The organism is Streptomyces sp. NPDC002787, assembly GCF_053592095.1.
On record NZ_JBSFVC010000021.1, the window covers coordinates 132817 to 144524 of the forward strand.

The window sequence follows — 11708 nt, forward strand, 5'->3', positions numbered from 1 at the left end:
GCGGCGCACGGGAAAACTCCTGTGCGTCGCATCGCACACCTCTGCGATCATCCCGGAATGGCGCAGAGTCTCGAATCGCTGGTCATCCGGCACACCCATCGTCTTCCCGCCCCCAGGGGGGCGGCGGGGGAAGGCGCCACCGCGGCGCGGCAGTTCGACACCGCGCTGATGTCGGTGGGCTTCAAGCTGTCGACGGATCTGCTCGCGCGCCTGTCGGGGCTGTCCGCGGCCGCGGTCGTTCACACCGCCACGCGGACGCTGCGCACCGTGCGCGAGATGGTGGGCGACCACGTCCGGCACAACCCCTACTTCATCGCCTTCCCGGCGAACGTGCCGGAGACCGAGGAGTTCTGGATGCGGTGCGTCGCCCAGGCACTGAGCGACGACACGACCCGAGCCGCCACGATCGCCCAGGTGGTACGGGGCGTGGTGAACCTGCTCACCCTCCCGACGTACGGCAAGTACCAGCACACGTACGACGACATGCTGGCCGCCCACGACAAGCTGATCGCCGCGGCCGGCGACCGCGTGACCGTCCTGCACCTCGGCCGGGACCTGGACGACGAGCTCACCGACCTCTACCTGGCCCTGGCGGGCAGCACGACCCCGCTGGGCGAGGACGGACTGAGGGACCTCAAGGCCCTCGCCGAACGGTGCGCGCCCGGTCCGCAGCCGGAGAGGATTCCGGTCCGGGAGAGCCGGGCCGTCGTCAATGAGGCCCGGCTCGGCGTGGGCGCCGATCCCCTGATCGACACCGTCACCGATGTGCTGCGGCTGGCGTGCGCGCTGTCGGGCGGTGACGTGACGCTGCAGGAGCCGACCCGGTTCCGGGCACTGTCGCGGCCGGTCCGGCGTGCGCTGCTCGCGGGCCTCGACGCCGTGGTCGCGGCGAACCCCGCGAAGCTCGCCGACGTGCACGCGCACCGGGAGCCCTTCAAGCGGCTCGGTGAACGTCTCCACCCGCACGAGTACCCGCGTTGGCCGCACGCCGCCGACGTGTTCGCGGTCGCGCGCGGCGAGAAGGAGGCGCGGTCCTTCGACAGCCGGGTCGAGCAGCTGCTCGACGAGTCCGACGTCGCCGGTGCGGTGAAGCTGCTGAAGTCCGCTCCCGGCAAGCTGTTCCGCACCCTGGACCTGCTGCTGCGCATCGCCGCCGACCAGGAGGAGCGGGACGCGGTGGTGGCCGCCGCGGTGCAGGTCGCTCCCGAGGTCTCCGGCCGGGTCGTCCTCTCGGTCCGCGAGCACCTCCACAACCGGGAGCGGGAGACCGACGCACCCCGCGTCTTCGTCAACCGCCGGGGCCGCGCCTGGGTCTCCCCCGACCACCGGCCGCCCGTGCCGGCCGCCGACCGCGATCGCCTGATCGCCGCCCTCGACGCCGAGACGCGCCGCCGGCTCCCGGTGGCGGGGCGGCTGCTGGTCGACCCCGACGTGCTGGACGTGGCGCTCCCGCTCAGCGGCAGGGCGACCCCGTCCGGGCTCGGCATCCTGCCGCGGGGGTCGGTCTCGGAGGTCGACGGCGAGCGGCTGCGCTTCTTCGTGTACTGGAAGCAGACCGAGCACCGGACCGACTACGACCTCTCGGCGCTGCTGCTGGACGGCGACTACGGCACCGACTCCTGGCTCTCCTACACGTCCCTCACAGCCGTCGGAGGCCGGCACTCGGGCGATGTCACCGAGGCGCCCGACGGGGCCTCGGAGTTCATCGACCTGTCTTTGGACCGGCTGCGCGGCACGTTCGTCGTTCCGCAGGTCAACATCTACGCGGGCGAGGGCTTCGAGGAGGTCGAGGAGTCCTTCTTCGGGTTCATGCTGCGCGATGGTGAGCAGAAGGGCCGGCCGTTCGAGCCGCGCACGGTGCGGATGAAGTCGGAGCTGCGCGGGGCGGGCAGGGTGGCGTTGCCGCTGGTGTTCCGGCGCGGGGACGACGGCCGGTGGCGTGCGAAGTGGCTGCACCTGTACCTGAAGGGCGTCTCGTCGGCCAACCGGGTCGAGGAGAACCAGGCGTCGGTGTCGAAGCTGGTGCGCGCCGTCGTGGAGCGCGAGCAGCTGACGGTGAGGTATCTGATCGACCTGATGTCCGGCGGCACCACGGCCCCGGACCTGTGGGACGGCGAGCGGGTGCCGGACGAGCCCGTGACGTACATCGGTCTGGAACGGCCCGAGGGGCTGCACCCGGACTCCCGGGTCATCACCCTCGAAAATCTGCGCGACCTGATCCCGGCCTGAGTGCTAGCGTTGCCGACGGCGAGGCCATGAAGGGGCTTCCTTCTCATTCACTCCAAATGAAACCGAGTCCTTTCGCTCTCCTCGCCCTCGACTTCCACCGGGAGGCGCCGCACGGCGCCTCCCGGTGTCGTGCGTGCGGCCGACTCACCGCCTGAGTGTCGCCCGCGCCGCCGCGAGGGCCTGCTCCGCGTAGCCACGGCCGAAGAGGACGGCGTGGACCAGCAGGGGGAAGAGCTGGTGGAGTCCGACGCGGTCCTGCCAGCCGTCGGCCAGGGGCGCCGCCCGCTGGTAGCCGTCGAGGACGTGGCCCAGGTGGGGGCAGCCGAAGAGGGCGAGCATGGCGAGGTCGGTCTCGCGGTGGCCGCCGTGCGCGGCCGGGTCGATGAGCCAGACGTGGCCGTCGGCGCCCCACAGGACGTTGCCGTTCCACAGGTCACCGTGCAGCCGGGCGGGCGGCTCGGCCGGGCCCGCGAGGTCGGGCAGCCGCGCGCAGACCTCCTCCACGGAAGCCGCCTCGGCCGGGCGGATGGTGCCGTCGTCGACCGCGCGACGCAGATACGGCAGCACGCGGTGCTCGGCGTACCAGGCCGGCCAGTCGGGGCCGGGGAGGTTCCGCATCGGCGCGCGGCCGATGTACGCCTGCGTCGGGCCGCCGGGCGGTGGGGTGCCGAAGGCGGGTGAGCCGGTGGCGTGCAGCGCGGCCAGGGCGCCGCCGAAGCGGGCCGCGGCCTCGGCACTCGGTGCCCCCTGTGCCACCCGGTCGATCACCAGGCGGCGCTCGTCATGGCCGTACACCGTCGGGACACGGACCGCGTCCGGCTCGGCGAGCCAGCGCAGTCCGGCCACCTCGGCGCGGGCCGCGCCGGGGCCGTCTCCCAGCTTGACCAGCACCGTCCGGCCGTCGTCGAGGGTGACTTCGGCGAGCGTCCCGGAGAGCCGGCGTTCACCGGCCGCCGGGCGGCCGGTGAGCCGGGCCGCAAGGGCACCGGGTGCCGTGCGATCGGTCACGGCGTACCACCTCCAGATCCCATGTCCTCTCCCATGCTTTCGGGCATCCCCAGGGTCCGTGCATGCCCATGTGTGACCCCGGTGAAATCTCCTACCCAGGTCTTGACATGCGAACGAATCGCTCCGTAGCTTGGCCGATCATTTAGATCCATGAAGTGAGTTCACAGAGATGAACAGTCGGGCGCGGGGCGAGGTGCCCGGCTACGCGGTGGCGCTCATGAAGGCCGGGGTGACCCTCCGGGGCCTGGACGTCGGCGCGTACGGGCGCCCCTGGTCGGCCCGACGGCGGAGCATGTCGCCCGGCTGGCGAAGCTGATCGACCACGGCCTGGGAAGGATGGGCGTATGACCGGCACGCCGGGCACCCGGATCCGCGAACTGATCGTCACCCCGATCGCCTTCCGTGACCCGCCGCTGCTCAACTCGAACGGTGTCCACGAGCCGCTCGCGCTGCGGACGATCCTCCAACTCGTCCTGCAGGACGGCACGGTGGGGCTCGGCGAGTCGACGGGCGGCACCGTCCGGCTGGAGCGGCTCGATGCCGCCGCGAAGGCGGTGGTCGGTCTGGACGTGTTCGACACGACCGCCGTCGCGGCCGCGATCGACGCGGCGCTGCTGCCGACGGTGCCCAGCTCCCACGAGCGCGGCTGGACCACCTCGGCGGTCGAGGTGGCCTGCCTCGACGCGCAGGGCAAGCTGCTCGGCCGTCCGGTCAGCGATCTGCTCGGCGGCAAGGTCCGTGACTCCGTGCCCTTCGCCGCGTACCTCTTCTACAAGTGGGCCGAGCATCCGGCGCTCGACGGCCGCCCGGCGGTCGGGGACGACTGGGGCGAGGCCCTGGACCCGGCCGGGGTGGTCGAGCAGGCGCGGCTGATGCGACAGCGCTACGGCTTCCGGTCGTTCAAGCTGAAGGGGGGTGTCTTCCCGCCGGCCGAGGAGATCGCCGCGATCGAGGCGCTCGCGGAGGCCTTCCCCGGTCAGCCGCTGCGGCTGGACCCCAACACGGCCTGGACGGTGGAGACCTCGAAGTACGTCGCCCGGCAACTAGACGGCGTACTGGAGTACTTGGAGGATCCGACCGCCACCATTCCCGGGATGGCGGCGGTCGCCGAGGAGTCGCCGATGCCGCTGGCGACCAACATGTGCGTGGTCGCCTGGGAGCATCTGAAGCCGGCGGTCGAGCAGAACGCCGTCCAGGTGCTGCTCACCGACCACCACTACTGGGGCGGACTGCGCCGCACGCGTGAACTGGCCGCCGTCTGCGAGGCGTTCGGGCTCGCGCTGTCCATGCACTCCAACTCCCACCTGGGTATCAGTCTGGCCGCGATGACCCATGTCGCGGCGGCCATCCCCCACCTCGACCACTCCTGCGACACGCACTACCCGTGGAACTCGGCGGACGACGTGATCGTCCCGGGTGTGCTGGAGTTCCGGGACGGGGAGGTCGCGGTGCCCACGGGGCCCGGGCTGGGCGTGGAACTGGACCACGACGCCCTCGCACGGCTGCACCGGCTGTATGTGGACTCCGGCGTGCGTTCCCGGGACGACACCGGGTACATGCGCCGGATCCAGCCGGGGTACGAGCTGCGACTGCCGCGCTGGTGAACCACCTGGGACTTCCGGGCTGATGAATCACCGCTGATCAGGGGCCGCCCGCCTGCGGGCGGCCCCTCTTTCACGGGGCGAAGCGCCCCCGTGGCGCGTCGTGCGCCCTCCGCGCCGGTCGCGGGAGGCGGGCGACGGGCGCGTAAGCACGTACCGGGCGGTGCTCTGCCTCAGCCGGCGGTTTCCGCCTCCCCAGGACACGAAGTCGCCCCTTTCACGCGGTGCCCGACGGGCCGTTCCGCCTGTTTGGCTTTATCCGCGACACGTGCCGCCCATCCGCACGTGTCGCCCCACAGTCGCCGCTCCGGCGACCCTCGCCTCGGAATCCGCCCACGGCCAAGTCGTACGCGCGCCACCCGAGTTCCGTGTCCGACAGCGACCGGTGTCCACCCGTGTCCGGCATCGTCCGGTGTTCGCCCGTGTCCCGGCACCGTCCGGTGTCCGCCCGTGTCCCGGCGCGTGCGCACACGTCCACGCACGTCCACGCACGTCCACGCACATCCGCTCACCGATCGGGAGAGAATGTGACCGCCCCCGTAAGCTCCTCCGAAAGCGCACCGGAACCCGCCGACGAACAGCATTTCACCAGCCTCAGCACCCGGGCCGCACGGCAGCTCGCGACGACCACCAAGTCCGAACCGCAGATGCAGGCCATCACCTCGCGGTGGCTGCTCAAGGCCCTGCCGTGGGTGGACGTCAAGGGCGGCACCTACCGGGTCAACCGCCGCCTCCAGCTGCGCATCGGCCGGGGCCGGGTGCAGTTCGACCAGAACGGCGCCGACGACATCAAGGTCATCCCGGAGACGCTGACCGAACTCCCCGCGCTGCGCGGCTACTGCGACATCGCGGCCCTCAGGGAGATCTCCGCCAGGTTCCGGGTGCGCGAGGTACGCGCCGGCCAGGTGCTGGTGGACGCCGGGCAGCCGGTGACCGAGGCGTATCTCGTGGTGCACGGCCGGTTCACGCGGTACACCACCGGCAAGTACGGCGAGGAGGAGGTCCTCGGCCTGCTCACCGACGGCGACGGGCTCGGCGACGAGGCCATCGGTCACGCCGACCCGCTGTGGCTCAGCTCGGTGCGGGCCGAGACGGCGGGGGTGGTGCTGGCGCTCAACTGGGACGTGCTGATGGCGTTCGTGGAGCGCACGCCGTCCCTCGCGACCCAGTTCCACGCCTTCGCCGAGCGGCAGCGCAAGCCCATGAACCGCAAGGGCGAGGCCGATGTGCCCCTGGAGGCCGGGCACGTCGGCGAGTTGGCGCTCCCGGGCGGCTTCGTCGACTACGACCTCGCGCCCCGCGAGTACGAACTCTCCCTCACCCAGACGGTGTTGCGCGTCCACACCCGGGTCGCGGACCTCTACAACAACCCGATGGACCAGACGGAGCAGCAACTGCGCCTGACCATCGAGGAGATCCGCGAACGACAGGAGTGGGAGCTGGTCAACAACCGCGAGTTCGGGCTGCTGCACAACATCGACTACGGCCAGCGCATCAGCACCTTCTCCGGCCCGCCGACCCCGGACGACATGGACGAACTGCTGTCCATGCGCCGCAGGACCAAGCTGTACCTGGCCCATCCGAAGGCGATCGCGGCGTTCTTCCGGCAGTGCAACCGGCGCGGCCTGGTGCCTGGCACGGTGAACGTGGACGGGCACGAGGTCCCGGCGTGGCGCGGGGTGCCGCTCTTCCCGTGCAGCAAGATCCCCATCAGCCCGCAGCACACCACCAGCATCATCGCGCTGCGCACCGGTGAGAAGGACCAGGGGGTCGTCGGCCTGCACCAGACGGGCATCCCCGAGGAGTACGAGCCCTCGCTGAACGTGCGGTTCATGGGCATCGACACCACCGCCATCATGAGCTATCTGGTCACCGCCTACTACTCGATGGCCGTGCTGGTGCCCGACGCGGCCGGGATCCTGGAGAACGTGCAGGTCGGGTGGATGCCGGAATGAGCGAGCCGACTGTGTCCGGTGCGCCGCCGACCGGGGTGGCGCCCTCTGGCGGGCCTTCGTCCGGGAAGCGGTTGCCGGGGCCGCCGAGCCCCGCCCGTGCCCGGCGGGCCCGCGGCGCCGGCGCGATCCCCGGGCTGCGGTACCGGCCCGCGGCGCCCGCCGATCCGGCGAAGGTGGTGGAGGTGGACCGGAGGCTGGAGGAGTGGGCCCACGGGCTGGACCTCTTCCCCTCGGCCTGGTCGGGGGACTTCTCCGCCTTCGGGTTCGGCCGGGCGGTCGTACTGCAGCATCCGGGCGCGGCCGACCTCGAACGCCTCACCGCCGCGGGCCGGTTGCTGCTCGCCGAGAACCTCGTCGACAATTTGTACTGCGAGGTGGACGAGGGCAAGGGCGGGTCACCACGCGGGCTCGGCGGGCGGCTGGTGCTGGCCCAGTCGGCGCTCGACCCCTTCCACGGCACGCCCGAGACGGAGGGGCGGTGGCGGCGCGGCGTACGGGCGGACGGGCCGCTGCGCTCGTACCACTTCGCGCTGCGCGACTACGCCGTCCTCGCCACGCCGAGCCAGACCGACCGGCTGCTGCACGACCTGGCCCGGCTGCACCTGGGCTATCTCGGCGAGGCGGCCTGGGCCGAGACCCGGTACGTGCCGCAGGTCTGGGAGTACCTGGTCATGCGGCAGTTCAACAACTTCCGGCCCTGTCTGGCGATCGTCGACGCGGTGGACGGGTGGGAGCTGCCGGAGGCCCTCTACGCCCGCCCCGAGATCCAGCGGATCACCGCCCTCGCGGGCAACGCCACCACGATCGTCAACGACCTGTACTCCTTCACCAAGGAGCTGTCGAGCGACCCCGACCATCTCAATCTGCCCATGGTCATCGCCGCCAACGAGCGGTGCGGGCTGAAGGCCGCCTATCTCGAGGCCGTCGAGATCCACAACCACATCATGGAGGCGTTCGAGGACGAGTCCGCGGCCCTGTCCGCCACCTCCCCGCTGATCGAGCGCTACACCACGGGTCTCGCCGCCTGGGTCGCCGGCAACCACGAGTGGCACGCCACCAACACCGACCGCTACAGCCTGCCCGACTACTGGTAACGCCCCGACATGGCCGACGCCCCACAGCGCCGAAGGAGCCACCGTTGACCACCATCGACGCCGTCACCACGACCGCCGCACCGTCGGCCCAGCCCCCGACGCCCTCCCCTGCCCAGTCGACGTACCAGAACCGCGTCGCGGAATACTGGAACGCCGAGGAGAACCCCGTCAACCTCGAACTCGGCAAGATCGACGACCTGTACCACCACCACTACGGCATCGGCGACGCCGACTGGTCCGTCCTGGACGACGATCCCGATCCGGCGCGCCGCCGGGCGCGCATCACCGCCGAACTGCACCGCCTCGAACAGGCCCAGGCCGACCTCCTCGCCCGGCACCTCGGCCCCCTCTCCCCCACCGACCGGGTCTTCGACGCCGGCTGCGGGCGCGGCGGCGGCAGCGTGGTCGCGCATCTGCGGTACGGCTGCCGCGCCGACGGGGTCACCATCTCCCACAAGCAGGCCGAGTTCGCGGGCGAGCAGGCCCGCAAGCGGGGCATCGACGACCGGGTCCGCTACCACCACCGCAACATGCTCGACACCGGTCTGCCCACCGGGGAGTTCACGGCGTCCTGGAACAACGAGTCCACCATGTACGTCGAGTTGGACCTGCTCTTCGCCGAGCACGCCCGACTGCTGCGCCGGGGCGGACGCTACGTCACCATCACCGGCTGCTACAACGACGCCTACGGGCGGGCCTCCCGCGAGGTGTCCCTCATCAACGCCCACTACATCTGCGACATCCACCCCCGCTCCGAGTACTTCCGCGCGATGGCCCGCAACCGTCTCGTCCCCGTCCATGTGAGGGACCTGACCGCCGCCGCCCTCCCCTACTGGGAGCTCCGCAAACAGGCCGACCACCTCGTCACCGGCATCGAGGACACGTTCATCACCGCCTACGAGAACGGCAGCTTCCAGTACCTACTGATCGTCGCGGACCGCGTCTGAGCGACGTGGGGGCGGTTCCGGGGGTGCGGTCACGGGATCACGGTTCCGACGTCTCGGATTCGAGTGAAGCTCGTGTCGCCTCGCCGTAGACGCCCGACTCGTCCCCCAGGACGACACGGGTCAGTTGGTAGGCGCGGACCGCGCTTTCGACCGTGCGGTCGTAGTCGCCGTCGATGGCGCCGTTGTAGAGGCCGATCTCGCGCAGGCGGAGTTGGAGTTCGGTCACTTCCGGTCCCGTGTCGCCGAGGCCGAGGACGGGGGCCTCCTCGTCGGACCGGGTCGGCGCGGGGGCGGCCGTGGCGGTGGCGTCGCTTTCGGACGGGGTCCTGGTGGGTGTGGAGGAGCCGGTCGGGGTGGTCCGGCTCTCGGAGGGGGACGCGCTCGCCGAGGGGGAGGAGCTCTTCGAGGGGTTCGCGGAGGAGGGGGTCGGGGACGGAGTCGCCGATGACGACGCCTCGTCGCCGGCAACCGCCTCAGGGAGGTCCGCCCGGACGTCGTCGGGTGCGGCGCCGTCCCTGGCGGGTGCCTCGTAGGAGAAGAGTCCGCCGATGATCCCGCCCGTCACCAGCACGGCGGCGGCCGCGACTCCGGCACCGGCGGCCAGCGCCGCCCGGCTCCGGAACCGCCGCCGCTGTCCGTCCGGCGCGTCCTCGGGGCCGCTGTCGGCTGGATTCGCCTCGTCGTGGAGTGGTTCGAGTGGAGTCGTGGGTGCGTCGCCGTCGGGCGAGGCACCCGGCTGCGGTGCGCCTTCGTCGGTCTTCGAGGGGTCGGGCGGCTCGGTCTCGTCCCCGACCTTCACGAACGGCCGTATGCGTACCGGATCGAAGTCCTCCGCGGCCTCCGCCTGCGCCGCGCGGATGTCGCGGTGGGCGTCCGACGCGAGACGGCCACAGGTACAGGCCGGGGTACCGTCCGTCGCCCGGGGCGTACCGCACTGCGGGCAGACGGGGCCTGTCGGTTCACTCACGCGTGGTCTCTCTTCGAACGGGATTCAGATCTTAAACAGATCCTCTCCACAGAACCCACACCCGACTTGCTTCAATGTCGAACGTTCATGGGCGCAAGTCCCCTCCGGCTCGGGCGAGTTCACGCTCACCAGGTCTTCATGTGCCGGGGCTGGTGCGTGACCCGGTGGTGGGTGTGTCATGCCTCTGACATCAATCCCGGTGTGCCGGAGTGGAAGGAAACCCGTGAGCCTGCCCCGCCCCCGATCCCGTCCCCGTTCCCGTCCTCGCGTCCGCGCCCGTGCCGTGTGCGCGGTCGCGGCGCTCGCCCTGGGCGTGCCCGTGGCGTTCTCGGGCCCCGCCGTCGCGGCGGTCCCGACGTACTCGGTCTATCTGCAGAACTCCGTCACCGGGCTCAACACGGCGGACAGCGGCGGTACGGTCGCCGCGCACAACCCCAAGGGCAACGAGGACCACCAGCAGTGGACGCCGGTCGCCGTCAGCGGCGGCCACCAGTTGCGGAACGTCGACGGGTCGGGGGTCTGCCTCGGTCGCAGCGGCACCTCGGCGGTGACCGCCGGCTGCGGCACGGACGGCACCACATGGACGATCACCGAGGCCGCGAACAGCACCTACACCATCGGGGTACCCGGCACCTCGCAGTACCTGACGGGCTCGTCCTCGGACTCCGCGGCCGTACAGATCGGCACGGGCGGCACCTACGCCCGCTGGCACCTCACCCCGGTCGCCTACGCGACGTCGGCCATGCCGTCCGCCGACACCCGCACCCTCGACCAGGTCTCGTTCCTCACCTCGCACAACGCCTACGCCAACGGCGCCGACGGCAATTTCGCCTCGTTCCCCGTCAGCCTCTTCCCCAACCAGTCACGGGGCGTGAGCCGACAACTCACCGATGGGGTGCGGGGGTTCATGCTGGACGCGTACACCGTGTCGGGGCAGGCCATGCTCTGTCACAACAGCTGTGACGGGGTGAGTGGTCCGGTTCCGCTCGCCACCGACCTCCAGCGGATGGTCGACTTCCTCAAGGCCGACCCCGGTCAGTTCGTCACCGTCTTCCTGGAGGACTACACCTCCTCCGACGTGCTGAAGTCGTCCCTGGCCTCCGTCAGCGGTCTGTCCGACGTGCTGTACCGGCCCGACCAGGAGGGCGTGGCGACGAAGGGCTGGCCGACGATGGCGGATCTCGCCGCCCGGGGCAAGCAACTGCTGATCTTCAGTGACCGTACGCGCGCGAGCGACGTCTCCGCCGGCTACGCCACCCGTGACACCTTCGGCGTGATGTACCAGCGCGAGTGGACCGTGGAGAACCACTGGTCCATGGGCGGCGGGCTCGGCGGTTCCGACTGGTCCTGCTACAGCCGCTGGGGCACGAGCAGACCGCTCACGACGGACTCGACCGCCTTCCATCCGCTGTTCGTCATGAACCACTTCCGTGACTACACGATCGCCGGCACGGCCGAGACGGACAACGCCAAGCTGTCCAACCGCGCGCGGAACTTCTGCACACCGGCCGCCCGCAAGAAGCCCAACTACCTGGCCGTGGACCGCTACGACCTGGGCTCGCCGTCACCGCTCAGCACGGTGGGGAACCTCAACACGTACGTCCTCACGGCCGGGCAGTAGCCGTCGCCGTGCCCACCGCGCGCCCATCCTGCGGGGCGTCGTGCGCATGCCCCGCAGGACGGGCAGATGGCTCCGGGAGAGCTTCGCCCGCTCCCCACCGCCCGCGATCAGGGCGTTGACCGACGCCATCGGGTCGGCACCGGCCGACCGTGCCACCAACGCCCCGACCACCAGCGGCAGCAGCACCACCGCGAGGGCCGAACCGGTGGCGGTGGCCGTGGCGGTGACATGGCGGAGGGGGCGCGGGCGCGAGGTGTGCGTGTCCATGACGACAGTGCATCACCGG

9 protein-coding genes and 1 pseudogene are annotated in these 11708 nt (G+C 71.2%); 7 read left to right on the forward strand and 3 right to left on the reverse strand.

Annotated features, from left to right (window positions below; translation table 11 throughout):
- Positions 1-57 precede the first annotated feature (57 nt).
- Positions 58-2229, forward strand: a complete 2172-nt coding sequence (locus ACWD26_RS28040) for a TerD family protein (protein WP_451274721.1) — start codon at positions 58-60, stop codon at positions 2227-2229.
- Positions 2230-2373: 144 nt separating this feature from the next.
- Here ACWD26_RS28040 and ACWD26_RS28045 read toward each other — a convergent pair whose 3' ends face one another.
- Entirely contained in the window at positions 2374-3237 is an 864-nt protein-coding gene (locus ACWD26_RS28045; RefSeq protein WP_451274722.1) for a fructosamine kinase family protein, read from the reverse strand.
- A gap of 160 nt (positions 3238-3397) precedes the next feature.
- On the opposite strand from ACWD26_RS28045, the pseudogene ACWD26_RS28050 reads away from it, so the two are divergent.
- The 5 genes and pseudogenes from ACWD26_RS28050 to ACWD26_RS28070 form a co-directional block, all read left to right on the forward strand.
- Positions 3398-3585: pseudogene (locus tag ACWD26_RS28050) on the forward strand (hypothetical protein); the annotation flags it as partial.
- Positions 3582-4841, forward strand: a complete 1260-nt coding sequence (locus tag ACWD26_RS28055; RefSeq protein WP_451274723.1) for an enolase C-terminal domain-like protein — start codon at positions 3582-3584, stop codon at positions 4839-4841. The pseudogene ACWD26_RS28050 and the gene ACWD26_RS28055, both read left to right, overlap by 4 nt.
- A gap of 524 nt (positions 4842-5365) precedes the next feature.
- Positions 5366-6793, forward strand: a complete 1428-nt coding sequence (locus ACWD26_RS28060; RefSeq protein ID WP_451274724.1) for a family 2B encapsulin nanocompartment shell protein — start codon at positions 5366-5368, stop codon at positions 6791-6793.
- The gene (locus ACWD26_RS28065; protein WP_451274725.1) at positions 6790-7887 is read left to right on the forward strand and encodes a family 2 encapsulin nanocompartment cargo protein terpene cyclase; all 1098 of its coding nucleotides are present in this window, start codon (positions 6790-6792) and stop codon (positions 7885-7887) included. The genes ACWD26_RS28060 and ACWD26_RS28065 overlap by 4 nt, the downstream gene beginning before the upstream one ends.
- Positions 7888-7931: 44 nt before the next feature.
- Positions 7932-8834 carry a geranyl diphosphate 2-C-methyltransferase gene (locus ACWD26_RS28070; RefSeq protein WP_451274726.1) on the forward strand — a complete coding sequence of 301 codons (903 nt, stop codon included), beginning with the start codon at positions 7932-7934 and terminating at the stop codon, positions 8832-8834.
- 37 nt (positions 8835-8871) lie between these two features.
- On the opposite strand, the gene ACWD26_RS28075 is transcribed toward ACWD26_RS28070, so the two are convergent.
- On the reverse strand, positions 8872-9801 hold the full coding sequence (locus tag ACWD26_RS28075; RefSeq protein WP_451274727.1) for a peptidoglycan-binding domain-containing protein: 930 nt from the start codon (positions 9799-9801) through the stop codon (positions 8872-8874).
- Between the two features lie 223 nt (positions 9802-10024).
- Here ACWD26_RS28075 and ACWD26_RS28080 point away from each other — a divergent pair, with 223 nt between their 5' ends.
- Complete coding sequence (locus tag ACWD26_RS28080) at positions 10025-11422, forward strand: RICIN domain-containing protein (RefSeq protein ID WP_451274728.1); 1398 nt, start codon at positions 10025-10027, stop codon at positions 11420-11422.
- Here ACWD26_RS28080 and ACWD26_RS28085 read toward each other — a convergent pair.
- Positions 11366-11689: a hypothetical protein gene (locus ACWD26_RS28085; protein ID WP_451274729.1), complete on the reverse strand. Its 324-nt coding sequence runs from the start codon at positions 11687-11689 to the stop codon at positions 11366-11368. The two genes, ACWD26_RS28080 and ACWD26_RS28085, sit on opposite strands and share 57 nt — an antisense overlap.
- Positions 11690-11708 lie beyond the last annotated feature (19 nt).